The organism is Paracoccus indicus, from assembly GCF_003056335.1.
GTDB lineage: Bacteria > Pseudomonadota > Alphaproteobacteria > Rhodobacterales > Rhodobacteraceae > Paracoccus > Paracoccus indicus.
This window is the reverse complement of record NZ_PYWA01000003.1, coordinates 340,591-363,718: the sequence shown is the minus strand read 5'-3', so window position 1 is coordinate 363,718 and position 23,128 is coordinate 340,591. Positions and strand designations below refer to the sequence as shown.

Genomic DNA, 23,128 nt, shown 5'->3' with positions numbered 1-23,128 from the left:
TCGATCTAATCCCCGCCTCACCACCCAAGAAGCGCGGAGAGGTGCCGGAGTGGTCGAACGGGGCGGTCTCGAAAACCGTTGAGCCCGAGAGGGTTCCCAGGGTTCGAATCCCTGTCTCTCCGCCACTTTTTCCTGATATATCAGTCTGGAAGGCTGCGCCCGAAAGGGCCACAGGATTATGTGCGGAATGGACGACGCCGAAGCGTCGCCCTGTTCAGTTGGACAGGCTTATTGCTTTGCTGCCAGCACGGCGCAGGCCATTCGATCGCCCGCATCACCCGAGGGTTGGGATTTCAGATCGTCGGCCTTGGCGTGCAGCATGAAAGCGGTGCCGTCTTCGTCTCCGATCAGATTAGCATCCAGTTCGGGGACGAAATACTCGACCGTGATGGCTCCGTTTTCCGGGATGTGGATATTGGGCATATCGCCAACATGCGGGCCGTTTTCCGACAGCACGCCGTGTTCCTCGCCCTCTTTTGCAAGATGGCCGCCGGCGGATTTGAAGTCGGGCCCTTCGCAGAGGCCGGTTTCATGCAGATGGGCCCCGTAGGTTCCTTCAGCGACATCCATCAGTTCGATGGTGACATGCATCATGCCCGAAGGTGTTTCGGTCGCCTCGATGGTGCCGCGGGGTTCGCCTTCGGCATTCGCGATATCGGCCGACATCGTGGCATTTTCTGCGGCCATCGCAGGTCCGGCGGCAAGGACGGCAATCATGGCGGCGGTCTTCATACGGGTCATTGTCTTGTCCTGTCGTTGTGAGTCTTCCTGCGACATCAACCGCCCAGATGGGCCGATGTTCCATGTCCGGGACGACCGGACTGCCCTCATTCAGCCTCATGCGGGAACTTTGCGGATGCTGCGGCGTCAATTCATGGAATGAAGTTTTCCAGACATAAGGATTTGACCATGCGCTTCCTGACCCTTGGACTGACTGCCGCCGTTCTGACCCTGTCGGCCTGCGGTGATACCACCACCGAACGTGCGGCCACAGGTGGCGTGGGCGGCGCTGTTGTTGCCGGACCCGTCGGAGCTGTCGTCGGCGGCACGGCCGGCGCCCTTGGCGGCGTGAACTGAGCCGCATCAGCGACCCAAAGATCACGCATAGGCCGCACCTTCACGGGTGCGGCCTTTCGCATGGCCTTGCGAGGCGGATTGCCATCCCCTACATCTGACACGAAAGACAGAAGGAACACCCGATGGCGATGGAAGCCCATGACATCGAAGCCCTGATCCAGGCCGCATTCCCGAATGCGAAGATCACGATCACCGATCTGGCCGGTGACGGCAATCACTATGCTGCCGAAGTCATCGACGAAAGCTTCCGCGGTCAGAACAGGGTTCAACAGCAGCGTGCCGTCTATGCCGCGCTGCAAGGCAAGATGGACGGTCCGGCAGGCGCGCTGCATGCGCTGGCCCTGACCACCAAGGCGCCCGCCTGAAGCGGCCCCTGCCCCCGAATTACGGCCTGCGACCGTCAGGCCCGCGACCAAAAGGATTGCGCAAATGAGCGACGTGACGACGAACATCCAGCAGATCATCGATACCAACCCGGTGGTGCTGTTCATGAAGGGCACCAAGGAAATGCCGCAATGCGGTTTCTCCAGCCGTGTTGCCGGCGTGCTGAACTACATGGGCGTCTCGTTTCAAGACGTGAACGTGCTGGCGGACGAAGGTTTGCGCCAAGGCATCAAGGACTTCTCGGACTGGCCGACCATCCCGCAACTGTATGTCAGTGGTGAATTTGTCGGTGGCTGTGACATCATCACCGAGATGACATTGTCGGGTGAACTGGACCAGCTGTTCGCGCAGAAAGGCGTCGAGTTCGACCAAGCTGCGGCGGACAAGATCCGGGAAGCAAACGCCTGATGTGGAAAGGGCGCCCATCGGGGCGCCCTTTTCGTTTCTCAGATCACATCGTCTGGGTCGTGATAGATATCGGATCTGCGACCTTCTTGGATTTTGGCAGCGAGCGTAATACCGACTGCGAAGGCTCCGATCAGCTTGGCCATGCTTCCGGCGTTGCTGTTGGATGTCTGTCGCGCTTGCTGGACAAATTTGTCGGTCGAGCGCTGAGCGGCTTGGATGTTTTGCGTCGAGAGGCCCAGTGACGTCGCGGTCTCGCGAACCGTGCCGAAGACCCTGCGTTCGGTATCGCTGGCAACCTTGGCAGCGCGGTATCCCGCCTCGTCGATCAAGGCATGAGCCTTATTCTCGGCCATAGCGACGACTTTGTTAGCTTCAGTACGAGCCTTGGCAACCGCTGCGTCCGTCGCCAGCGTTACCCGCGCCTCGACTTCCTTACGCAGATCGTCAGAGCTGGGCATCTTGTGCTTTTCGCGCGACGACACTGCAACAATGATCAGCGCGATCATGACCAAGGCGCCGCCGATCGTCAAGGACGCCAAGGTGGAACCCCATCCAAGTTCGTTCGCCAGATAGGACCACAGCGCCGCCGTCAGAAACCCAAGTCCGATCACCGCGACCACACCGGCAGCGCCTTTCAGCGCCGCGCGGCGGGCCTTGTCCGTCAGAGCAAGTTTTGCATTGCGGGCAAAATCGAACATGGGCGGCTCAGCGACGCGCGATCAGCAGGCCGACCAGGAAGCCGACGCCTGCCGCGATGCCCAAGGACTGCGCCGGGTTCCGGCGGACCATTTCTGACACTTCGTCATAACGCTCTTCGGCATAGATGGCAGCTTCATGCGCCTTTTGCTGGCCGGCACCATACAGGCGTTCGGCTTCCATGCGTGCGCGATCGGCGTATTCCTGACCGGTCTCACGGGCGCGACCTGCATAGTTGCGACCGGCTTCGACAGCGTCGTTCGCGATTTCCGCACCGCGCTGCGCCAAGCGATCCGCACCCGAATTCTCGGACAGGTTGTCGACGGTATCGCGGACGTCCTCGCGCACCTTGCGCGCGCCCTCGTTCAGGTCGCTGCGCGCCTCGTTTGCGGCGGATTGTGCGTCGCGTTTCACGTCGTCGGCAGAGATCGAATTTGCCATGGTAAAGTCCTTTCATCGGTGTCGTGTCACCTTCGCTGGACAAACAAACGCCCAAGGTGATTGTTCCCGATCAGGATAAAAATCTTTATTGACATGGGGTGATCGCGAAAGAGCGTGGTAGGGGCGGCCGGACTCGAACCGGCACTCATTGCTGAAACGGATTTTGAATCCGTCGCGTCTACCATTCCGCCACGCCCCCGATCTCTCGGCGCTCTTTCGGCGCGACCCTTCCGGGTCTGACAGACGAATATTTCCGTCCGCGCGGATATGCAAGAGGAAGAAACGGGGCGCGGACGGATTGCCCGGCCCCCTCATCATTCGTGGATCAGGCGCGACCCAGCCTCGCCAGGCGCGCATCACGCAGCTGGGCGAAATCGTCGCCCGCGTGATAGGACGAACGGGTCAGCGGCGTGGCCGAGACCATCAGGAAGCCCTTGCCATAGGCCGACTTTTCATAACCCTTGAATTCCTCGGGCGTGACGAAGCGGTCGACGCGGTGGTGCTTGGGCGTCGGCTGAAGATACTGGCCGATGGTGATGAAATCGATGTCGGCGGCCCGCATGTCGTCCATGACCTGCAACACGCCCTGACGATCCTCGCCCAGACCCACCATGATGCCCGACTTGGTGAACATCGTCGGGTCCATTTCCTTGACCTGCTGCAGCAACCGCAGCGAATGGAAATAGCGCGCACCGGGACGCACGGTCGGATAGAGGCCGGGCACCGTTTCCAGATTGTGGTTAAAGACGTCGGGACGCGCCTCGACCACGATCTCCAGCGAACCGGGCTTGGACTTCAGGAAGTCCGGCGTCAGCACTTCGATCGTCGATGTGGGCGAGCGGTGGCGAATCGCGCGGATGGTCTGGGCAAAATGTTCGGCCCCGCCGTCGTCCAGATCGTCGCGGTCGACGCTGGTGATCACGACATGGTTCAGGCCCAGCTTCTGCACGGCATGGGCCACGCGGCCCGGCTCGAAGGCATCCAGGTCCTGCGGGCGGCCGGTGGCCACGTTGCAGAAGGTGCAGCCACGGGTACAGATTTCTCCCATGATCATCATGGTGGCGTGGCCCTGGCTCCAGCATTCGCCGACGTTGGGGCAGCCTGCTTCTTCGCAGACGGTCGACAGGCGGTTTTCACGCAGCAGATCGCGCGTCTGCTTGTAGCCTTCCGAGGTGGGCGCCTTGACCCTGATCCAATCGGGCTTCTTGGGCTGGGCCTGGTCGGCGCGATGCGCCTTTTCCGGGTGACGCTGATCCGGCATCCTGAGGTCGCGCAAGGTCTTGGTCCTTTCGATCGCGGTTCCCGCAGAATTAGGCCCTTTCGGCACGATTGGCAACGCGTTGCCGATGCGCGCGACACATGGCTGTCATGATGCGCCGATCAGCCGCGCTGCGGCATTGCCCTTGCCGCAACGCGGCGTTACCACCCCGCGCAAGGGGAGGAAGTCGCAGGAACCGCATCGGCGGTGTCCCTTCACACAGACAGGAGTTTTCATGAAACCCGGATCGCAGCTGCCAGACGTCACCTTCCACACCCGCGTTCGCGACGAATCGATCGGCGGTTCGAACCCCTTCCGCTGGCAGAACATGACCACGGCAGATTATTTCGCCGGCAAGCGCGTCGTGCTGTTCTCGCTGCCCGGTGCGTTCACGCCCACCTGTTCGACCTATCAGCTGCCCGGCTTCGAGGCGGCCCATGACCAGCTGAAGGATCTGGGCATCGACGCCGTCTATTGCATGTCCGTGAACGACAGCTTTGTGATGAACCAATGGGCGAAATCGCAGAACCTGAACCACGTGACGGTCATTCCGGACGGTTCAGGCGAATTCACCGCCAAGGTCGGCATGCTGGTGCGCAAGGACAACCTCAGCTTCGGCGCGCGCAGCTGGCGCTATGCCGCCATCGTCGACGACGGCAAGGTGGTCGCATGGTTCGAGGAACCGGGTCGCTGCGACGATTGCGCCGAGGATCCCTATGGCGAGACCTCGCCCGAGGCGATCCTGGCCTGGCTGCAGAACGCCAACGTCACCGAACTGGCCTGATGGCCCCGGCGGGGTGGTCGCCTGACCGCCCCGCCATTTTCAGGCCAGCAGGGGCTGCGCCGCATTCCGCAGCATCTGGGCCAGATCGTCGAACCAGCCCTGTGCGTGGGTCGACCGGCGACGCAGCAACATGATCTGGCGCGCGGGCTGGGGTTCGGGAAACCCGATGGCGGTCAAACCCGGTGCGGCGGCGGTTTCCTGGCCCAAGGCGATCTGCGGCAGGAAGGTCAGCCCCATTCCCTGCGCGGCCAAGCGGCAGAGCGTCGACAGCGACGCCGCCCCCAGATCCAGCCGGCTGCTGCGGCGGCTGAGGCCACAGACCTCCAGCGCTTGATCGCCGAGGCAATGCCCCTCGTCCAACAACAGCAGATGTCCCGGATCCAACGCTGACGGAGCGATCGCCTTCCCATCCAGATCGGCGATGCGCGCGGCGCTGCCTGCCAGTAGGAACCGATCCTGAAACAGAAGTTCACCGCCAAGGTTCGCATCCTCGGGCGGGCTGGCGACGACGACGGCGTCAAGGCGACCGGCCAGCAGTTCGTCCAGCAGCGTATCGGTCTGCGCCTCGCGCAGGTGCAGATCGCGGCCGATGTCGCGGGCACGCAGGATGGGCAGCACCTCGGGCAGCAGATAGGGGGCGACGGTCGGGATCATTCCCAGCATCAGCCGACCGCCCTGCCCCGGCTGGCGCAACGCGGTCTCGAGGTCGGTCATGGCGCCCAGCACCTTTTCGGCATGATCGGCCAACGATCGCCCCTGCGGCGTCAGCACCACCCCTTGGGGCGTGCGTTCGACAAGGCGCGCGCCGACCTCATCCTCCAACGCGCGGATCTGCATCGACAGCGCAGGCTGGGTGACATGGATCGCCTCGGCGGCACGCGTGAAATTGCCACTGCGCGACAGGGCAAGGAAATATCTCAACTGACGGAGCGTGATGTTCATAAGGCATTCTGATCACATCCAGCAGAAAATGCAATTTCAGTTTATATGATCCATACGTCATGTTGCGCCCATATCGCAGACCCAACCAAGGATCGCATTGCATGAACGACCAATCCCACCGCCCCACGATGACGACCACGGCTGGCGCGCCGGTCGCCTCGAACCAGAACAGCGAAACGGCCGGACCGCGCGGTCCACTGTTGATGCAGGATTATCAGCTTCTTGAAAAGCTGGCCCATCAGAACCGTGAACGCATTCCCGAACGCGTCGTCCACGCTAAGGGCTGGGGTGCATTCGGCACCTTCACCGTGACGAACGACATCACGCAGTACAGCTGCGCCTCGATCTTTGCCGAAGTCGGCAAGACGACCGAGATGCTGGCGCGTTTCTCGACCGTGGCAGGCGAACAGGGCGCGGCGGATCATGAACGCGACGTGCGGGGCTTTGCGCTGAAGTTCTATACCGATCAGGGCAACTGGGATGTCGTGGGCAACAACACGCCCGTGTTCTTCGTCCGTGATCCGCTGAAGTTCCCGGACTTCATCCATACCCAGAAGCGTCATCCGCGCACCAACCTGCGCAGCCCGACGGCCATGTGGGACTTCTGGGGTCGCCACCCCGAATCGCTGCACCAGGTGACGATCCTGATGTCGGACCGCGGCCTGCCGCAGGACCCGACCTTCATGAACGGCTATGGCAGCCACACCTATTCCTTCTGGAACAAGGCGGGTGAGCGGTTCTGGGTCAAGTTCCACTTCAAGACCCAGCAGGGCCACCGCCATTACACCAACGGCGAGGCCGCCGAGATCATCGGCCATTCGCGCGAAGGCTATCAGGAGGCCTTGTTCGGCAAGATCGAAAACGGCCAGCACCCGCGCTGGAAGATGTTCGTTCAGGTCATGCCCGAGGCGGATGCCGAAACGACCGCCTTCGACCCCTTCGATCTGACCAAGGTCTGGTCGCACAAGGATTACCCGCTGATCGAGGTCGGAGAGTTCACGCTGAACCGCAATGCCGACAATTATTTCGCCCAGATCGAGCAGGCCGCCTTCAGCCCGTCGAACAAGGTGCCGGGCATCGGCTATTCGCCCGACAAGATGCTGCAGGCGCGCGTCTTCAGCTATGCCGACGCCCATCGCTATCGCCTTGGCACGCATTATGAACATCTGCCGGTGAACGCGCCGAAATGCCCGGTCCATCACTATCACAAGGATGGGCAGATGAACTTCTTCGGGCATCAGTCGGGCAGCATCGACGCCTATTACGAGCCCAACAGCTTCGGTGGCGCGGTCGAGGATGGCAGCTTTGCCGAACCGCCGCTGCGCATCTCGGGCGAGGCCGGTCGTCATCCGCACCAGCAGCAGATGGACGATTACGTCCAGCCCCGTGCCCTGCACGACGAGGTGCTGAACGACGAGGAACGTGCGCGGCTGTACCACAACCTGGCCGCCGCGATGGAGGGTGCCGATGACGCCATCGTCGAGGTCGCCTTGGGCCATTTCGACCGCATCAGCCCGGCCTATGGCGCTGGCATCCGCGCTGCGCGCGAGGAAATCGCCCGCCGTCACGACTGACGACACCGCGAAATGAAAGGGGCGCCCCGGTGGCGCCCCTTTTCCTGCATCACCCGATCAGCGGCGATCCTTTGCCGTAATGTTCGGCGTAATGCCGTTCCAGCCGCATCAGCGCCAGGCGCAGGACGATCTTGCCGGAACGCGCCGACCAGCCCAAGCGGCGCTCGGTCATCTCGATTCCTTCCAGAAAGCAGCAGACCCGCAGGACGATGTCCCCCATGCCCGGCCCAAGGTCGCGCAGGGCCAGGGCCACGCGATCACGCGCCGATTCCGATCCGCCGCGATAGCCCGAGGCGTTGTGCGACACGTCGATCCCCGAGGTCATGAAGCCGTCCCAGTTCTGCGTCACGCGCGGCCCCATCTGCGCCAGCTCGAAATCCTCGCGCAGGCGCTCGCCGGCGGTGACCATGCCGGGGGTCAGGAAGGCCTCGCCCTGATGGTCGCGGCGGCGGGCCAGCACCAGCAAGGGACTTTCTGCGATGTTGACGCGCATGCGCTTGTGTCGGCCATCTTCGGGATCCTGCATGACGCGGTCTTCGTAGATGCGATGCTGATCGGCGTGCTGGAAGGATGCGGCGGCCTCGGCCATGCCCTCGGGCTGAACGGGGCTGGCATCGGCAAAGGAATCGGGTCCCATGGCCGCATTGCGCTGACGCGGCGACCGCAGCATCTGGCGCAGAGCGTCGCGACCGGCAGGCGCGATCACATAGCGCTGGACGCGACCGCTGTCGCGGGTCTGGACGACCCAGCCTTTCAAGGCCATCGCCTCGGCCAATTGCCGTTCCAGCACCACGGTCCGGATGTCGTCACGGGTGACGATGGCCTTGTCCATGCCCGGCGCGGTGACCATCACCGCCCCCGCCTCGGCCAGCCTGCGCAACACGCGCAGCGATTGGCGGTCGTCGTTCGGCTTGGGGGTTGCGTCGGGCTTCGCCAGCGCGCCATCGACCAGCGGATCGTCGCGCCGCGCCTCGAAGCGGCGGATGCGGCGCAGGATGGTCGAGGCGTGGCAGCCTGCCTCGCGCGCCAAGGAACGGATGGTTTCGCCGTTTTCGACGTGGCGCAGGTAAAGGCGCGCATCGTCGCCCAGAACATCGCCATGCGCGGCTTGCCGTCCTTCAGAACGGTGCTCCGCGATGGGGGTGTCGAGTGCGAAATCACCGGTCAATATGGTCATGTCAGGTCCCTTGTCGTCCTCGGGTCGCCCGGCAGTTGACCACCCTGGGTTGAAAATCCTTCCCTGTGGTTAACAGGGTATTACTGCACATAGCCGCAACATTCCCTAACAATTCCTAAAGATTCCTTGTCCGAGCGGGCGCTGCGTTGACCCATTCGGCAACACGCGCTTGGGTTGTGTGATGGTGGTCCTGCGTCAACCCCTCGAGGATCAGAAGAATGACCAACAGCACGAATGTCATCGCCTTTCCCGCCCGCAATGCCGATCAACCCTTCCGACGTCCCGCGGCGCTGATCCGTGCGGCCCGCGAGGGACAGCGCGCGTGGAAGCGTGAACGCGATCTGGCCCGGCTGCTGCGCGCCGACCGCTGCCCCGAACCCGCCCGCGCCCTGTCGCGCCTGCGCACGGAAGAAGAGATTCAGAACGATCATCGCCTGAACCGCCTGGCCGATTACGACATGAAGCGCCATGTGCTGCTGATGATCGCCATCATGGCCGAGATGCGCGCCGCCATCGAGGCGCACCCCACCCCGATGGCCACCGCGCTTTAGTGGCGGCGGGCTTTAGGGTCAGCGCCCTTTCAGAAGCGATCCAAGGACACCCCGGACCAAGGCCTGCCCGGTCCGGGTTCCCAATTGCCGCGCGAGGCTCTTGCCGAAGGTCTCGAGCACGCGGTCGGATCGGCTGCTGCGGCGCGTCGCCTGCTTGTCGGGCTTGGGCGCCTCGTAGCGGCGCGCATTGCGATGGCCGTCTCCGGGCGACATGTCGAACAGGTCGTCGTCGGACCGCTTGGCAATCTCTGCCTCGGCCTGACGCGCGGCCTCGGCGGTGCGCTTAGCCAGGATCTCATGTGCGGATTCGCGATCCAGCGGCCTGTCGTATTTCAGACCCTGCGGCGATTTCTTCAGGATATCCGCCCGCGTCGCCTGATCGATGGGACCAAGCTGGCTGAACGGCGGACGGATCAGCGTGCGCTGCGCGATGCCGGGCGTGCCCTTGGCCCCCAGGAAGGATGTCACGGCCTCGCCTGTGCCGACCTGCTGGATCGCCTCGGCGATGTCGAATTCGGGGTTCGGGCGATAGTTTTCGGCGGCCAACCGCAAGGCCTTCTGATCCTTGGCCGTGAATGAGCGCAGGGCGTGCTGCACGCGATTACCCAGCTGACCCAGCACGCTTTCGGGAATATCGGCGGGGTTCTGGCTGACGAACCAGACGCTGACACCCTTGGAGCGGATCAGGCGTGCCACCCGCTCGACCTTGTCGATCAGCGCTTTCGGGGCATCGTCGAACAGCAGATGCGCCTCGTCGAAGAAGAAGGCGATGCGGGGGCGGTCCGGGTCGCCAACCTCGGGAAGCTGCTCGAACAGTTCCGACAGCAACCATAGCAGGAAGGTCGCATAGAGCTTGGGTGCGTTCATCAGCCGTTCGGCGGCCAGGATGTTGATCACCCCCTTGCCCGATGCGTCCTGCCGGATCAGGTCCGACAGTTCCAGCGCGGGCTCGCCGAACAGGCGATCGCCGCCCTCGTTCTCCAATACCAGCAGCGCCCGCTGGATCGCACCGACGCTGGCGGGGCTGACATTGCCATAGCGCAACGACAGGTCCGCGGCGTTCTGGCCGACCCAGACAAGCATCGCTTGCAGGTCCTTCAGGTCCAGCAACGGCAGGCCGTCCTGGTCCGCGACACGAAAGGCGATGTTCATCACGCCTTCCTGCGCGGCGGTCAGATCCAGCAGGCGCGACAGCAGCAGCGGCCCCATCTCGGCGGGGGTGGTGCGGACCGGATGGCCAAGCTCGCCCCAGACATCCCAGAAGGTGACGGGGAAGGATTGGTAATCCAGCGTGCAGCCGATCTGATCGGCGCGTTTTGTAAAGGCATCATGCAGCTTGAAGTCGGAACGCCCCGCACAAGCCAGCCCCGACAGATCGCCCTTGATATCGGACAGGAAGACCGGCACCCCGGCCAGCGACAGGCTCTCGGCCAGGGTCTGCAGTGTCACGGTCTTGCCGGTGCCGGTGGCCCCCGCGATCAGCCCGTGGCGGTTGGCGTATTTCAGCAGCAGCGTCTCGGGCGTCGCATAGCCTTGGCCTGCACCGCCAACAAAGACGGTGCCTGCATCCGGATCCAGAACTGACGACATGGTGACCCCCACTTTTTTTCACGGACGCAACACCATGCGCCCTTCCTGAAAAGACAATCTTAACCAGTTTGGCGCAAGATCAACTTGTTCGGGATCGCCGGTCGCGGGTTCGAGCATCCTCCCTCTTGACCTGCCGCGCCTTTCGGGGCGCGGCTTTTTTGTAAAGATCGTGAAACGTATCAGCAGTTGACTGATCACGGCTGCGCGATTAGCCTGCACGACAATAAAGACCGGCCAGTCCGGCAGGGAGACTACGCAAAGGCGTCGGGGCCGTGGTGAAAGCCACGGCCTTTCGCGTTGCGACCGCGCTTGAACCGCCCGCCAGTTTGCCGCAACCTTTCGGCCGTATCCGCGCGGATCACACCACTGCCCGCCGATCACCCGACGCTCAAATCAAGGTGAAGCACGGGTGGGTCTGTTGCACCTGACAAGGTGCAGGCGTCGTGCTAGATCAGCGCCAATGCTCTGAGCAAAGGGAAGAAACATAGATGTCCATCAAACCCTCGCACGCGTTGCTGGCCGCATTGGCCCTGATCGCAGGTCCGGCATTCGCGCAGGACGACGCCACTCCGACCCAGCCCGAGACCACCTCGACCGAGCAGCCGGGCGATGCGGCAGCCGCGACCGGCGCCACCCCGGCCGAAGCGGCCACCGAAGCGACCCCGGCTGACGAAGCAGAGGCCGCGCCCGCCGAGGAAACCCCTGCCCCCGAGGCAGATCAGGCCGAGGATCAGACGGACGAACAGGCCGATGCCGCAGCCGCGCAACAACCCGCCGCAAATGATCCTAACCGCCCCGGCACCTATTACGCCAAATCCGAGCATGGCGATTGGACTATCCGCTGCATCCGTGCAGGTGAGGGCAAAGACCCCTGCGAGATGTACAAGCTGCTGAACGACCAGGACGACAATGCCGTGGCCGAGCTGACGCTGGTCCCGCTGTCGAACGGCAATGTCGCCGCCGGCGCCACGCTGGTCGCACCGCTGGAAACCGACCTGATCGAGGGGCTGGGCTTCCGCGTCGACAGCGGCGAGATGCGCGGCTATCCCTTCAGCTTCTGTGCGCCCGTGGGCTGCATCTCGCGCCTGGGCTTCACCCAAGCCGAGCTGAACGGCATGAAGCGCGGCAACAAGGCCACCGTGCAATTGCTGCCTTTCGGCGGCGACCCCAAGAAGCCGGTCCAGCTGGAGATCTCGCTGTCGGGCTTCACCGCCGCCTTCGACGAACTGGCCGCCTATGCCGCCCTGCCCGCCGATCAGAAGCCGGCCGAGGACAAACCCGCCGAGTGATCGGCCCGTCATGACGACCGAACCGCGCCCCTTTCAGGGCGCGGTTTTTTCATGTCAGGCGCTTGGCGTTCAGATGCGTCGCAGCGCGATGACGGCGTTCAGCCCGCCGAAGGCGAAAGCGTTCGACAGGACTGCCTCGACCTCGACCTCGCGGGCCTCGTTGGGGACCACGTCCAGTGCGCATTCAGGATCATGTTCCTGATAGCCGATGGTGGGCGCGATGACCCCGTCACGCAGCGCCATGATGCAGGCCAGCAGTTCAACTGCACCCGTCCCGCCGATCAGATGGCCGTGCATGGATTTGGTCGAGGACATCATCAGCTTGTCGGCATGATGGCCGAAGGCATGGGCCACCGCCGCGCATTCCGTCTTGTCGTTGGCCGCAGTCCCGGTGCCATGCGCGTTGATATAGCCGATCTGTTCGCGGTTCAGGGCCGCGTCCGTCATCGCGCCGGTGATCGCGCGTTCGGCCCCTTGGGCCGACGGCATGACGATGTCCTGCGCGTCCGACGACATGGCGAAACCCACCACCTCGGCAAGGATGTCCGCGCCGCGGGCCTTCGCCCGACTGTACTCCTCGAAGACGAAGACGCCTGCACCCTCGCCCTGCACCATGCCGTTGCGGTTGGCGCTGAAGGGGCGGCAAGCGTCCTTGGACATGACGCGCAAACCTTCCCAAGCCTTGACGCCGCCAAAGCAGAGCATCGCTTCGGACCCGCCCGACAGCATCACATCGGCAGCCCCCGAACGGACCATCTGGAAGGCCAACCCCATCGCATGGTTCGAACTGGCGCAGGCAGTTGCCACGGTGAAGGCCGGACCGCGCAGGCCGAATTCCATGCTGACATGGCTGGCAGCGGCATTGTTCATCAGCTTGGGGACGACAAAGGGGTGGACGCGGTTCTTACCCTCTTCATAGACGGCGCGATAGTTTTCGTCCCAAGTGTTCAACCCGCCACCCGCAGTGCCAAGGATGACACCGGACCGCAGCCCAAGCGCGCCTTCGAAGTTCAGCCCCGCCTGCGCCACGGCCTGCTTGGCGGCCAGCAGCGTGAACTGGGTAAACTTGTCGTAAAGCAGGATCTGCTGGCGGTTGAAGTAGGTCTCGGGCGTCCAGTTGTGGATCTGGCCGCCGATCTGGATCGACAGACGCTCGACGTCGCGAAAATCCAGCTGCGTGATCCCGCAGCGCCCTTCGCGGAAGGCCTCCAGTGTCGAGGCCACGTCGTGGCCAAGCGCGTTGATCGTGCCGGCGCCGGTGATGACGACGCGCCGCAGACCCTCGCGACACGCCATGTCGGCCCCTGTCGCCACGACCGGGGCAGCCACGCCCCGGTCGATCTTATCCGCCTGCTTGCCGACCGGGTTCTTCTTCTTGCTCATCCGTCCTTTTCCGCGACAAGGCGCTGAACCGCGGCAATGATCGTACCCATGTTCGAGATGTCGAATTCGGACTTTTCCGGCTCGTTCGCATTGAAGGGGATGGTGACGTCGAACTCCTCCTCGATGGCGAAGATGGATTCGACCAGGCCCAGGCTGTCGATTCCCAGCTCCTCGGGGGTTGCGTCGTCGGTCACCTGTTCGGGTTCAAGCATCGCCTGTTCGGCAATGATGGCACGAATTCGGGTCTGGATGTCTTCGGTCATGTCGCCTCCTGCCTAGCCCTTTTCCAACAGACGTGTAACTGTTTCCTGAAGATCCGACAGCTGTTTTGCGAAACGCGGCAGACGGCGCGTCGCCTTCTGGATCTCCAATTGGGTCTCCATCTTGACCGCCGGATTGCCCAAGATCACGCGGCCTGCGGGAACGCGGGTGAAAATCTTGGTTGCACCGCCCGCGATCACATCGTCGCCGATAGTGATATTGTCCGACACGCCGACCTTGCCCGCCAGCACGACGCGGTCGCCCACGGTCGAGGACCCGGCAATGCCAACCTGGCTGCACAGCAGGCAGTCTTGACCCACGACGACGTTGTGACCCAGCATCACCAGGTTGTCGATCTTGGTGCCCGACCCCACGCGGGTCGCGCGGATCGTGCCACGATCGATGGTCGCATTGGTGCCGATCTCGACTTCGTCACCCAGCTCGACCGTCCCAAGCGAATGGATGCGGGTCCAGTGCTGGGCCGAGATGGCCTCTCGCGCGCCAAGCGTGCGGCGGATTTCCTCGATGCCTGATTCCTCGGGGGTGACGAAGGAAAAGCCGTCGCCGCCGATCACGGCACCCGGCTGGATGAACAGCCGGTCCCCTGCGACCACATCGTGCCCGATGCGGACACCCGCGTGGATGACGGCGTCGCTGCCGATCCGCGCATTCCGCCCGATGCTGACATGCGAGGCGATGCGCGCCTTCGCCCCGACGACCGCATCGCGCCCGATGACGACAAAGGGCGCGATGGCGGCCCCTTCGCCGATGCTGGCGGTCGGGTGGATCACGGCGGTCGGGTGAATGCCCGTCTCGATGTCGGGGCCCTGGTCGAAGGCGCGCGTCAGTCCGGCCATCACCAGACGCGGGCGCGGCGCGAAGATCGCGGCACGGACGCCATAGGCCTCGGGGTCCATCCCCTCGGCCAGGATCGCGATGCAGCCGGGGCGCAGGGCCTCGGCGTATTTGGGCGCCATAGCCAAGGCGATCTGCCCGCCCGTGGCATCGGCCGGCTGTGTCTGGGCAGGCTCCCCCGCGCCGGTGACCTGAAGATCGGTCTCGCCCCATGCGCGGGCATCCAGCGATTGCGCCAATTCCTTGATCGTGACGGTCATAATGCCCCCTTTTGGCCAAGGGCTTAACGCGTTTGCCGACGCCCCGCCAGCAAAACGCGCCCGACCCCGATCACGACGGTGCGTTGTCCCGCCCCAGGCCTTCCGCCTGAAGCGCCTGCCAGACGCGCCCGTCGCGGCCATAGACGTCGCCATAAAGGCGCACGTTCCCCGAAGCGTCGGGCCAGGCGGTGAAATAGACCAGATGCACCGGAACCGCAGGCCGCAGGGTCAGCCATGTCTCGCGCCCGCTGTCAAGGGTCCGCTGGAACAGCCCCGCGGGATCATCGGTCTGCTGCGACAGCAGTTCACGTGCCAGATCGCGCGGATCGCCGATCCGCACGCATCCATGCGAATAGGCACGCGTCGCATTGCCGAACAGATGCTTGCTGGGCGTGTCGTGTAGATAGATGTTCCACTGGTTGGGGAAGATGAACTTGACGATGCCGAGGGCATTGTCCTCGTTTGGCTTCTCGCGCAGCCGATAGGGAAAGTTGCTGGCCGTGTACCGGTTGAAGTCGATGCTGTCGCGCGACACGACATTCCCGCGCCGGTCCACCACGTCCAGATGCGACACCGCGTTGCGGTTCGCCTGCAGCTTGGGCAGATATTCGCGCGTGGTGATCGAGCGGGGCACGTTCCACGCCGGGTTGACCACGACATTCGACATCATGTCCGAAAACTCGGGCGTGCGCATGTGTTCGTCGTTCTTGCCGACGACGCTGCGGGTGCGGAACACCTCTTGCCCGTTTTGGATGATCGCGGTTTCATACTGGGGAATGTTCACCCAGATATAGCGGCCTTCGAACGCCTCCGATCCCATCCAGCGCAGACGCTCCATTGCGACCAGAATCGCACGCTGCCGCGCATCCTGCCCGGCCGGCATGTCGCCGTTCAGCAGGCGGATGGTTTGCGGACCGGCAATCCCGTCATCGCGCAACCCCGCAGCCCGCTGGTATTCGGCCACCGCTTCGGACAGGGCGGCGTCATAAAGCGTCGCGTCGGTGGCCTCGGCCGCGAAGCCTATGGCGGCCAAGCGGACACGAAGCGGGACAACGCCCGCGCCGGATTGCCCGACGCGCCAGACAGCCTCGGGTGCCGGGGGCAGGCCTTCGGGGACGGCCAGACGCGCGGGGCCGAACAGCGCATCCTGCAACGCCTTGTAGGCAGGGTGGCTGGGTCCGGCGTTCATCAGCACCGCGGTCGGATCGGCAGAGGCCTGGAATTCCCGCAGGCTGGCCGCGATGGCGGGCCTTTTCGGCACACGCTTGATATCCGGATCGACCGCCGAGGGCGAGAGGATGCCACCCCCGAGGTCGCGCAGCAGATGCGCGGCACGCTTGGCATAGGCGACCTCATCGGCCACGCTGCGCGGATGGTCCGGCAAGGATGCGGCATCATAGCGCGAGGCCGGGATGCCATGGCGGGGCATCGCCTCGATCGCCAGCTTGACGGCCTGGCGGCGCGCCTCTGCAGCGGGCCCGATGAAGACCGGCGCCAAACCGTTGCCGCCATAGAAGGCGGCCAGGTCGGAATCACCCGCGACGGCGCGGGCCAGATCCATCTGTGCCGGCGAAAACTGCAGCTTGGGCCCGGGAACCGACATCAGGGCGGCAACCCGTTCCTGTGCCGTTGCAGGGCCGGACAGCACCGCCGCACCCAACAAGATTGCAAAGACAGAACCCACACGCCAAACAGACATGACACACCTCAAATCACCAGTTACCGATAGTCTCACACCACGATGGCCGAAGCCACACGCCATCCCGTTGACACCGCGCGAGAAAATGGTCCGTTGCAGGCAGGCCACAGGGTTTCGCCCCTTTTGCAACATTGACCAAATTGGGCGGTTTCTTGCCGAAAGCGGCGATTTTGAACGGCGGGATGGCAGATTCCGTTTCTCAACCTCAAGGACTTTTGACACAATGTTAGCAAGTCGGGGATAAACCACGACATGCCGCGAAAGTTTCGCGGATCCAAAAACGAAGCAGGACAGGCGATCTGACATGACAATGGACCTCATCTCCCGTCGCGGCGTGCTGGGCGCATTCGCAGCAACCAGCGTCGTGGCTGCTCCGGTTATGGCCAACGCTTTCGGGTTCCTTCGCGGGGCCGGCGACATGCGCCGAGTGCGCATGTATTCGGGACGTACCGGCGAAAGCATCGACACCGTCTATTGGGTCGACGGCAAGTACATCCGCGAAGCCCTGAACGAAATCAACGTCTTCATGCGCGACTGGCGCACAGGCGAGGTGATCGGGATCGACCCGCGCACCATCGACGTGGCCGCCGCATCCTCGCGCCTGCTGCAGACGAACGAACCCTACATGATGCTGTCGGGCTACCGTTCGCCGCGGACCAATGCCATGCTGCGCCGCACCTCCAGCGGTGTCGCCAAGAACTCTCTGCACATGACCGGCAAGGCCGCCGACCTGCGGCTGAAGTCGCGCTCGGTGTCGCAGATGTTCCAGGCAGCGGCTGCCTGCCGTGGCGGCGGCGTCGGACGCTACAGCCGCTCGAACTTCGTCCACATGGATTGCGGTCCGGTCCGCACTTGGGGCAGCTGATCTCCGGATCGCCGAGCTATCCGAAAGATATGCACCCCTGCCAAAAAGGCAGGGGGTGTTGCCCGCCAAAGGGCAGTGCGCCATTTCGGGCTTGCCCTTGACGTCAGCTGCGGTCAGCCTTGTGCGCATGATGCATGCTGAAGATCGGACACACATGAGCCCCCAGACCACGCGCCGTTTCCGCACCGCCAAGGCCATTCAGGCTGCCGCAATCGAACTTTCGGTCCGCGACGGCCTTGCCAACGTCACGACCGAGGCGATCGCCCGCCACGCCGGCATCAGCACGCGCACCTTCTTCAACTACTACCCCTACAAGGAAGCGGCCCTGATGGGGCCTCCGCCCGATTACCCGCCCGAGGCATCCGAAAAGTTCGTCGCCGGCAAGGGACGCCTGATCGACGACCTGCAGGTCCTGATCTCGGCCCATCTGGCACGCTACCTGGATGAACGGGAAATGATCGCCCAGATGCTGGCCCTGTCCGACAGCGATCCCAAGCTGGAAGCCCTGCGCAACAGCGCCATGCTGGCCCGTCGTGCCCAGATGCGCGGTCTTCTGCATCGCCGCATGCCCGGCTCGGATGAACGCGTGATCGAGATTTTGGCAGCGGCCATCATCGCGGCGACCAATGCCGCGACAAAGGATTGGGCAGCCGGAACGCGGCCGGATTTCGTCGCCTCGGCCCATGAGAACCTGTCCCTGATCCTGACCGCGGCCGAGATGCTGGGCACCGCCAGCGCCTAGGGCGTCAGCAGCTTGCGATACATCTGTTCAAGGAATTCCTGCCCCTCGGCGAAGGGGTCGCGCCCGCTGCCAAGCACTGCGCGGACCTGGATCTCGAAATCGGCGTAATGCTGGGTCATCGACCAGATCGAGAAGATCAGGTGGCGCGGATCGGTCCGGGCCAGCCGCCCTTCGACCATCCAGCCCTGCAAGACGACGACCGTCCGGTCGACGATATCGCGCAGACCACCCCCCAGGATCTGGGTCAGATGTGGCGCGCCTTGCAGGATTTCATAGGCGAAAAGACGCGATTCGCGTGGGTAATCCCGCGACATCCGCATCTTGGCCGCGACATAGCCAAGCATCTCGGCCATCGGATCGCCGGCGGGGTCGATCTGCTGCATCGGTGCCAGCCACATATCCAGCAGTTCGGTCAGCAGCGTCTTGTGGATGTCATCCTTGGAGGCGAAGTAATAAAGCACGTTCGGCTTGGACAGACCCGCAGACCGCGCGATCTGGTCGATGGTCGCGCCACGAAAGCCGTTTGCCGAAAAAACGTTCAGTGCCCCATCCATGATCAGGTCGCGATTCTTCTGCTGGATCCGGGTCATTCGGGGCATTTTCGCGTCTGTCATTGGCGTCTCCGCTCTGGCATGATCTGAAATTGGGCAGTTCAGGTGCAAATGTCTCGGGCCGGATCAGCACGGTTGACTGACATTGGACCCGTGCTAGCTTGATCCTGACCGTTTGGTCAATAATTCAAAAGGGTTCCCAAGATGCCGCTTGACCGCAAGCCCGCCCCCAACGATCTGCGCGCCTTCTGGATGCCGTATACCGCGAACCGACAGTTCAAGTCGGCGCCACGGATGTTGGTGGCATCGCAGGACATGCATTACACGTCGTCGGACGACCGTCAGATCCTGGACGGGACCGCGGGCCTGTGGTGTTGCAACGCCGGCCATTGCCGCCCCCGCATCACCGAGGCTGTGCAGAAGCAGGTGGCCGAGCTGGATTATGCCCCCGCCTTCCAGATGGGTCACCCCCTGGCCTTCGAGCTGGCCAATCGAATCGTCGATATCGCACCCGAGGGGATGGAGCATGTCTTCTATTGCAACTCGGGGTCCGAGGCCGTCGATACGGCCCTGAAGATTGCGCTGGCCTATCACCGAGCACGGGGCGATGCGTCGCGCACCCGGCTGATCGGGCGCGAGCGCGGCTATCACGGGACGGGCTTCGGCGGGATCTCGGTCGGAGGGATCGTGAACAACCGCCGCCACTTCGGCACGCTGCTGGCGGGCGTCGACCACATGCCCCATACCCACCTGCCTGAAAACGTCTTCACCAAGGGCCAGCCCGAACATGGCGCGAACCTGGCGGATGAGTTGGAACGCATCGTCGCGCTGCACGGCGCCGAAACCATCGCCGCCGTCATCGTCGAACCGATGGCCGGATCGACCGGCGTGCTGATGCCCCCCAAGGGTTACCTGCAACGCCTGCGCGAGATCACCCGCAAGCACGGCATCCTGCTGATCTTCGACGAGGTCATCACCGGCTTCGGTCGCTTGGGCAGCCCCTTCGCCGCCCAGCATTTCGGCGTCATCCCGGACATGATCACCTGCGCCAAGGGGCTGACGAACGGCGTCATCCCGATGGGCGCGGTTCTGGCGACCGCCCAGATCCATGACGCCTTCATGCAGGGCCCGGAACACATGATCGAGCTGTTCCACGGTTATACCTACTCGGGCAACCCGATCAGCTGCGCCGCCGCTTTGGCCACGCTGGATACCTATGCCGAGGAAGGCTTGCTGACCCGCGCCGCCGATCTGGAAACCTATTGGCAGGAAGCCCTGCACGGGCTGCGCGATCATCCCAATGTCATCGACATCCGCAACATGGGCCTGATCGGCGCGGTCGAGCTGGCCCCCATCGCGGGCGAACCCGGCAAGCGCGCCTTCGATGCCTTCGTGCGTGCCTTCGAGGCCGGCATCCTGATCCGCGTCACCGGCGACATCATCGCACTTTCGCCGCCGTTGATCATCTCGGAGGCGCAGATCGACCAGCTGATCGGCACTTTGGGCGACGTTCTGAAACAGACCGCCTGACCACACAAACTCATCCAACCGACCCCGCGACAAGACGGGGCGGCCAGACAGGAAGGACACGAGATGACCGTTGCAAGCGGGGTGGTTTCGGCTGCCAATATGAAAATCGATGGCGACCGGCTGTGGGACAGCCTGATGCAGATGGCCAAGATCGGCCCCGGCATCGCGGGCGGCAACAATCGCCAGACGCTGACGGATGAGGACGCCGAGGGCCGCCGCCTGTTCCAGTCCTGGTGCGAGGATGCGGGCATGACCATGGGTCTGGACCGCATGGGCAACATGTTCATGCGTCACGAAGGCGCCGAGCCTGATCTGGACCCCGTCTATATCGGCAGCCACCTGGATACCCAGCCCACGGGGGGCAAATACGACGGCGTGCTGGGTGTGCTGGCCGGGTTGGAGGTGATCCGCTCGATCCGCGACATGGGCGTCAGGACGCGCCGTCCCATCGTCGTCGTCAACTGGACGAATGAGGAAGGCGCGCGCTTCGCCCCGGCCATGCTGGCCTCGGGCGTCTTTGCGGGCGTTCTGACCGAAGATTACGCCAACAGCCGCCAGGATGCCGAGGGCAAGAGCTTTGGCGAGGAACTGGACCGCATCGGCTGGCGCGGGACCGAGAATGTCGGCGACCGCAAGATCCACGCCATGTTCGAATACCACATCGAGCAGGGGCCGATCCTGGAGGCCGAGGGCAAGGATATCGGCGTCGTCACCCATGGTCAGGGCCTGTGGTGGTTGCAGGTGACGCTGACCGGCAAGGACGCCCATACCGGATCGACCCCGATGAACATGCGCGTGAATGCAGGCCTTGGCATGGCCCGCATCACCGAAGCCGTGCACCGCATCGCCATGGATCACCAGCCCGCCGCCGTGGGTGCCGTGGGTCAGGCCAATGTCTATCCCAACAGCCGCAACGTGATCCCCGGCAAGGCGGTCTTCACCATCGACTTCCGCTCGCCCGATCTGGAGAAGCTGACCTCGATGCGGTCGAAGCTCGAGGCGGAAGCCGCTGACATTGCCAAGGAACTCGGCCTTGGCATCGAGATCGAACCCGTCGGCCATTTCGACCCGGTGACCTTCGATCCGACACTGGTCGCATCGGTCCGGCAGGCGGCGGAGCGTTTGGGCCACAGCCACATGGACATCGTCTCGGGGGCAGGTCACGACGCCTGCTGGATCAACAAGGTCGCGCCGACCGTGATGATCATGTGCCCCTGCGTCGACGGCCTGTCCCACAACGAGGCCGAGGAGATCACGCCCCAGTGGGCCGCCGCGGGGTGCGACGTGCTGCTGCATGCGGTGCAGGACGCCGCCGAAATCCTCCGCTGAACGCAACATCATGAAAGGGCTGGCAAGATGAGCACTGTCATCAGGAACGGCACCATCGTCACCGCAGATCTGACCTATAAATCCGACGTCCTGATCGAGGGCGGCAAAATCACCGCCATCGGCGAGGGGCTGATGGGCGACAAGGTTCTGGACGCCACCGGATGCTATGTCATGCCCGGCGGCATCGACCCGCATACCCATCTGGAGATGCCCTTCATGGGCACCTATTCCGCCGATGATTTCGAAAGCGGCACCCGCGCGGCGCTGGCGGGCGGCACGACGATGGTGGTGGATTTCGCCCTGCCCTCGCCCGGTCAGGGGCTGCTGGATGCGTTGCAGATGTGGGACAACAAGTCGGGCCGCGCACATTGCGACTATAGCTATCACATGGCGGTGACGTGGTGGGGCGAACAGGTCTTTGACGAGATGCAGGCGGTCGTCGATCGTGGGATCACCAGCTTCAAGCATTTCATGGCCTACAAGGGCGCCTTGATGGTGAATGACGACGAACTGTTCGCCTCCTTCCGCCGCGTCGCCGATCTGGGCGGCATCGCGATGGTCCATGCCGAAAACGGCGACGTGGTGGCCGAACTCTCAGCCCGCCTACTGGCCGAAGGCAACACCGGCCCCGAAGCCCATGCCTACTCCCGCCCGCCCCAGGTCGAGGGCGAGGCGACGAACCGCGCCATCATGGTGGCCGACATGGCGGGCGTGCCGCTCTATGTGGTCCATGTCAGCTGCGAGGACAGCCACGAGGCCATCCGTCGTGCGCGCCAGCATGGCAAGCGTGTCTGGGGCGAGCCGTTGATCCAGCATCTGACACTGGACGAAAGCGAATATTTCAACGCCGATTGGGACCATGCCGCCCGTCGCGTCATGTCGCCCCCTTTCCGCAACAAGCAGCATCAGGACAGCCTCTGGGCCGGCCTGCAATCGGGCAGCCTGTCGGTCGTGGCGACAGACCACTGCGCCTTCACCACCGAACAGAAACGCTATGGCATCGACGATTTCACCAAGATCCCTAACGGCACCGGAGGACTTGAGGATCGGATGCCGATGCTGTGGACCCACGGTGTCGAAACCGGTCGCCTGACACCCAATGAATTCGTGGCGGCGACATCCACCAACATCGCCAAGATCCTGGGGATGTATCCCCGCAAGGGGGCCGTGCTGGTCGGTACCGATGCCGATCTGGTGGTCTGGGACCCCAAGGCCAGCAAGACCATCAGCGCCGGCAGCCAGCAGTCGGCGATCGACTACAACGTCTTCGAAGGCCAGCAGGTCACAGGCCTGCCGCGCTTTACCCTGACCCGCGGCGTCGTCGCCGTGACCGAGGGCAAGGTCGACAGCCGCGAAGGCCATGGCGAATTCGTCGCCCGCGAACCGCGCGGCCAGGTGAACCGCGCACTGAGTGCATGGAAGGACCTGACGGCACCGCGTCCGATCGCACGTGGCGGCATTCCGGCAAGCGGGGTCTGACGA

General features: G+C 63.7%; 24 protein-coding genes and 2 tRNA genes. 13 read left to right on the top strand and 13 right to left on the bottom strand.

What is annotated here, in order from left to right; genetic code table 11:
• The first annotated feature begins 35 nt into the window (after positions 1-35).
• Positions 36-125: transfer RNA gene (locus DDE75_RS07070), tRNA-Ser, on the top strand.
• 103 nt (positions 126-228) lie between these two features.
• On the opposite strand, the gene DDE75_RS07065 is transcribed toward DDE75_RS07070, so the two are convergent.
• Entirely contained in the window at positions 229-741 is a 513-nt protein-coding gene (locus tag DDE75_RS07065; RefSeq protein WP_108501659.1) for a superoxide dismutase family protein, read from the bottom strand.
• Between the two features lie 168 nt (positions 742-909).
• Between DDE75_RS07065 and DDE75_RS17445 the strand changes: the two genes are divergently transcribed.
• From DDE75_RS17445 to grxD, 3 genes are all read left to right on the top strand, one after another.
• Complete coding sequence (locus tag DDE75_RS17445; protein WP_170310933.1) at positions 910-1,077, top strand: hypothetical protein; 168 nt, start codon at positions 910-912, stop codon at positions 1,075-1,077.
• A 122-nt stretch (positions 1,078-1,199) separates the two neighbouring features.
• Positions 1,200-1,442 (top strand): BolA/IbaG family iron-sulfur metabolism protein, encoded by a 243-nt coding sequence (locus tag DDE75_RS07060; protein WP_072296172.1) that lies wholly within the window; start codon positions 1,200-1,202, stop codon positions 1,440-1,442.
• Between the two features lie 64 nt (positions 1,443-1,506).
• Positions 1,507-1,869 carry a Grx4 family monothiol glutaredoxin gene (gene grxD / locus DDE75_RS07055; protein ID WP_108501658.1) on the top strand — a complete coding sequence of 121 codons (363 nt, stop codon included), beginning with the start codon at positions 1,507-1,509 and terminating at the stop codon, positions 1,867-1,869.
• A gap of 38 nt (positions 1,870-1,907) precedes the next feature.
• Here the strand turns inward: grxD and DDE75_RS07050 are convergent, their stop codons facing one another.
• The 4 genes from DDE75_RS07050 to lipA all read right to left on the bottom strand — a co-directional run bounded on the left by DDE75_RS07050 (position 1,908) and on the right by lipA (position 4,267).
• Positions 1,908-2,567: a phage holin family protein gene (locus DDE75_RS07050; RefSeq protein ID WP_108501657.1), complete on the bottom strand. Its 660-nt coding sequence runs from the start codon at positions 2,565-2,567 to the stop codon at positions 1,908-1,910.
• 7 nt (positions 2,568-2,574) lie between these two features.
• Positions 2,575-3,006 (bottom strand): ElaB/YgaM/YqjD family protein, encoded by a 432-nt coding sequence (locus DDE75_RS07045; protein ID WP_108501656.1) that lies wholly within the window; start codon positions 3,004-3,006, stop codon positions 2,575-2,577.
• 115 nt (positions 3,007-3,121) lie between these two features.
• A tRNA-Leu gene (locus tag DDE75_RS07040) sits at positions 3,122-3,205 on the bottom strand.
• Between the two features lie 126 nt (positions 3,206-3,331).
• Positions 3,332-4,267, bottom strand: coding sequence for a lipoyl synthase (lipA, locus tag DDE75_RS07035; RefSeq protein ID WP_108501655.1), 936 nt, complete (start codon positions 4,265-4,267; stop codon positions 3,332-3,334).
• A gap of 232 nt (positions 4,268-4,499) precedes the next feature.
• Here lipA and DDE75_RS07030 point away from each other — a divergent pair, with 232 nt between their 5' ends.
• Positions 4,500-5,048, top strand: a complete 549-nt coding sequence (locus DDE75_RS07030) for a peroxiredoxin (protein ID WP_108501654.1) — start codon at positions 4,500-4,502, stop codon at positions 5,046-5,048.
• 39 nt (positions 5,049-5,087) lie between these two features.
• Here DDE75_RS07030 and DDE75_RS07025 read toward each other — a convergent pair whose 3' ends face one another.
• Positions 5,088-5,990 (bottom strand): hydrogen peroxide-inducible genes activator, encoded by a 903-nt coding sequence (locus tag DDE75_RS07025; RefSeq protein ID WP_108501653.1) that lies wholly within the window; start codon positions 5,988-5,990, stop codon positions 5,088-5,090.
• 101 nt (positions 5,991-6,091) lie between these two features.
• On the opposite strand from DDE75_RS07025, the gene DDE75_RS07020 reads away from it, so the two are divergent.
• Positions 6,092-7,564: a catalase gene (locus DDE75_RS07020; protein WP_162798935.1), complete on the top strand. Its 1,473-nt coding sequence runs from the start codon at positions 6,092-6,094 to the stop codon at positions 7,562-7,564.
• A gap of 49 nt (positions 7,565-7,613) precedes the next feature.
• Here DDE75_RS07020 and DDE75_RS07015 read toward each other — a convergent pair whose 3' ends face one another.
• Positions 7,614-8,741 (bottom strand): DUF6456 domain-containing protein, encoded by a 1,128-nt coding sequence (locus tag DDE75_RS07015; RefSeq protein ID WP_108501652.1) that lies wholly within the window; start codon positions 8,739-8,741, stop codon positions 7,614-7,616.
• A gap of 218 nt (positions 8,742-8,959) precedes the next feature.
• On the opposite strand from DDE75_RS07015, the gene DDE75_RS07010 reads away from it, so the two are divergent.
• Positions 8,960-9,292 carry a DUF6477 family protein gene (locus DDE75_RS07010; protein WP_108501651.1) on the top strand — a complete coding sequence of 111 codons (333 nt, stop codon included), beginning with the start codon at positions 8,960-8,962 and terminating at the stop codon, positions 9,290-9,292.
• An 18-nt stretch (positions 9,293-9,310) separates the two neighbouring features.
• Here DDE75_RS07010 and DDE75_RS07005 read toward each other — a convergent pair whose 3' ends face one another.
• Positions 9,311-10,882, bottom strand: a complete 1,572-nt coding sequence (locus tag DDE75_RS07005; RefSeq protein ID WP_108501650.1) for a helicase HerA-like domain-containing protein — start codon at positions 10,880-10,882, stop codon at positions 9,311-9,313.
• Between the two features lie 488 nt (positions 10,883-11,370).
• Here DDE75_RS07005 and DDE75_RS07000 point away from each other — a divergent pair, with 488 nt between their 5' ends.
• Positions 11,371-12,171 carry an invasion associated locus B family protein gene (locus tag DDE75_RS07000; protein ID WP_108501649.1) on the top strand — a complete coding sequence of 267 codons (801 nt, stop codon included), beginning with the start codon at positions 11,371-11,373 and terminating at the stop codon, positions 12,169-12,171.
• 69 nt (positions 12,172-12,240) lie between these two features.
• On the opposite strand, the gene DDE75_RS06995 is transcribed toward DDE75_RS07000, so the two are convergent.
• From DDE75_RS06995 to DDE75_RS06980, 4 genes are all read right to left on the bottom strand, one after another.
• Positions 12,241-13,449, bottom strand: coding sequence for a beta-ketoacyl-[acyl-carrier-protein] synthase family protein (locus DDE75_RS06995; RefSeq protein ID WP_108501757.1), 1,209 nt, complete (start codon positions 13,447-13,449; stop codon positions 12,241-12,243).
• A gap of 101 nt (positions 13,450-13,550) precedes the next feature.
• A complete protein-coding gene (locus DDE75_RS06990) occupies positions 13,551-13,817 on the bottom strand; it encodes an acyl carrier protein (protein WP_108501648.1) in 267 nt (88 codons plus the stop codon).
• 12 nt (positions 13,818-13,829) lie between these two features.
• Positions 13,830-14,930, bottom strand: coding sequence for a UDP-3-O-(3-hydroxymyristoyl)glucosamine N-acyltransferase (gene lpxD, locus DDE75_RS06985; RefSeq protein ID WP_108501647.1), 1,101 nt, complete (start codon positions 14,928-14,930; stop codon positions 13,830-13,832).
• Positions 14,931-15,000: 70 nt separating this feature from the next.
• The gene (locus DDE75_RS06980) at positions 15,001-16,533 is read right to left on the bottom strand and encodes a L,D-transpeptidase family protein (RefSeq protein ID WP_245894644.1); all 1,533 of its coding nucleotides are present in this window, start codon (positions 16,531-16,533) and stop codon (positions 15,001-15,003) included.
• A 400-nt stretch (positions 16,534-16,933) separates the two neighbouring features.
• On the opposite strand from DDE75_RS06980, the gene mepK reads away from it, so the two are divergent.
• Both mepK and DDE75_RS06970 read left to right on the top strand, forming a co-directional pair.
• The gene (gene mepK / locus DDE75_RS06975; RefSeq protein WP_108501645.1) at positions 16,934-17,494 is read left to right on the top strand and encodes a peptidoglycan L,D-endopeptidase MepK; all 561 of its coding nucleotides are present in this window, start codon (positions 16,934-16,936) and stop codon (positions 17,492-17,494) included.
• A gap of 154 nt (positions 17,495-17,648) precedes the next feature.
• Positions 17,649-18,236: a TetR/AcrR family transcriptional regulator gene (locus DDE75_RS06970; protein ID WP_162798934.1), complete on the top strand. Its 588-nt coding sequence runs from the start codon at positions 17,649-17,651 to the stop codon at positions 18,234-18,236.
• Here the strand turns inward: DDE75_RS06970 and DDE75_RS06965 are convergent.
• Complete coding sequence (locus tag DDE75_RS06965) at positions 18,233-18,835, bottom strand: TetR/AcrR family transcriptional regulator (protein ID WP_108501643.1); 603 nt, start codon at positions 18,833-18,835, stop codon at positions 18,233-18,235. The two genes, DDE75_RS06970 and DDE75_RS06965, sit on opposite strands and share 4 nt — an antisense overlap.
• A gap of 156 nt (positions 18,836-18,991) precedes the next feature.
• Here DDE75_RS06965 and aptA point away from each other — a divergent pair, with 156 nt between their 5' ends.
• The 3 genes from aptA to hydA all read left to right on the top strand — a co-directional run bounded on the left by aptA (position 18,992) and on the right by hydA (position 23,125).
• Positions 18,992-20,317: an omega-aminotransferase AptA gene (gene aptA, locus DDE75_RS06960; protein WP_108501642.1), complete on the top strand. Its 1,326-nt coding sequence runs from the start codon at positions 18,992-18,994 to the stop codon at positions 20,315-20,317.
• 63 nt (positions 20,318-20,380) lie between these two features.
• On the top strand, positions 20,381-21,646 hold the full coding sequence (locus tag DDE75_RS06955; RefSeq protein ID WP_108501641.1) for a Zn-dependent hydrolase: 1,266 nt from the start codon (positions 20,381-20,383) through the stop codon (positions 21,644-21,646).
• A 27-nt stretch (positions 21,647-21,673) separates the two neighbouring features.
• Positions 21,674-23,125, top strand: a complete 1,452-nt coding sequence (gene hydA, locus DDE75_RS06950; RefSeq protein ID WP_108501640.1) for a dihydropyrimidinase — start codon at positions 21,674-21,676, stop codon at positions 23,123-23,125.
• The last annotated feature ends 3 nt before the right edge of the window (positions 23,126-23,128 follow it).

Coding starts and splice junctions, on each gene's coding strand:
- DDE75_RS07065 (WP_108501659.1), bottom strand. CDS start 741: ATGACCCGTATGAAGACCGCCGCCATGATTGCCGTCCTTGCCGCCGGA.
- DDE75_RS17445 (WP_170310933.1), top strand. CDS start 910: ATGCGCTTCCTGACCCTTGGACTGACTGCCGCCGTTCTGACCCTGTCG.
- DDE75_RS07060 (WP_072296172.1), top strand. CDS start 1,200: ATGGCGATGGAAGCCCATGACATCGAAGCCCTGATCCAGGCCGCATTC.
- grxD (WP_108501658.1), top strand. CDS start 1,507: ATGAGCGACGTGACGACGAACATCCAGCAGATCATCGATACCAACCCG.
- DDE75_RS07050 (WP_108501657.1), bottom strand. CDS start 2,567: ATGTTCGATTTTGCCCGCAATGCAAAACTTGCTCTGACGGACAAGGCC.
- DDE75_RS07045 (WP_108501656.1), bottom strand. CDS start 3,006: ATGGCAAATTCGATCTCTGCCGACGACGTGAAACGCGACGCACAATCC.
- lipA (WP_108501655.1), bottom strand. CDS start 4,267: ATGCCGGATCAGCGTCACCCGGAAAAGGCGCATCGCGCCGACCAGGCC.
- DDE75_RS07030 (WP_108501654.1), top strand. CDS start 4,500: ATGAAACCCGGATCGCAGCTGCCAGACGTCACCTTCCACACCCGCGTT.
- DDE75_RS07025 (WP_108501653.1), bottom strand. CDS start 5,990: ATGAACATCACGCTCCGTCAGTTGAGATATTTCCTTGCCCTGTCGCGC.
- DDE75_RS07020 (WP_162798935.1), top strand. CDS start 6,092: ATGAACGACCAATCCCACCGCCCCACGATGACGACCACGGCTGGCGCG.
- DDE75_RS07015 (WP_108501652.1), bottom strand. CDS start 8,741: ATGACCATATTGACCGGTGATTTCGCACTCGACACCCCCATCGCGGAG.
- DDE75_RS07010 (WP_108501651.1), top strand. CDS start 8,960: ATGACCAACAGCACGAATGTCATCGCCTTTCCCGCCCGCAATGCCGAT.
- DDE75_RS07005 (WP_108501650.1), bottom strand. CDS start 10,882: ATGTCGTCAGTTCTGGATCCGGATGCAGGCACCGTCTTTGTTGGCGGT.
- DDE75_RS07000 (WP_108501649.1), top strand. CDS start 11,371: ATGTCCATCAAACCCTCGCACGCGTTGCTGGCCGCATTGGCCCTGATC.
- DDE75_RS06990 (WP_108501648.1), bottom strand. CDS start 13,817: ATGACCGAAGACATCCAGACCCGAATTCGTGCCATCATTGCCGAACAG.
- lpxD (WP_108501647.1), bottom strand. CDS start 14,930: ATGACCGTCACGATCAAGGAATTGGCGCAATCGCTGGATGCCCGCGCA.
- DDE75_RS06980 (WP_245894644.1), bottom strand. CDS start 16,533: ATGTCGGTTCCCGGGCCCAAGCTGCAGTTTTCGCCGGCACAGATGGAT.
- mepK (WP_108501645.1), top strand. CDS start 16,934: ATGACAATGGACCTCATCTCCCGTCGCGGCGTGCTGGGCGCATTCGCA.
- DDE75_RS06970 (WP_162798934.1), top strand. CDS start 17,649: ATGAGCCCCCAGACCACGCGCCGTTTCCGCACCGCCAAGGCCATTCAG.
- DDE75_RS06965 (WP_108501643.1), bottom strand. CDS start 18,835: ATGCCCCGAATGACCCGGATCCAGCAGAAGAATCGCGACCTGATCATG.
- aptA (WP_108501642.1), top strand. CDS start 18,992: ATGCCGCTTGACCGCAAGCCCGCCCCCAACGATCTGCGCGCCTTCTGG.
- DDE75_RS06955 (WP_108501641.1), top strand. CDS start 20,381: ATGACCGTTGCAAGCGGGGTGGTTTCGGCTGCCAATATGAAAATCGAT.
- hydA (WP_108501640.1), top strand. CDS start 21,674: ATGAGCACTGTCATCAGGAACGGCACCATCGTCACCGCAGATCTGACC.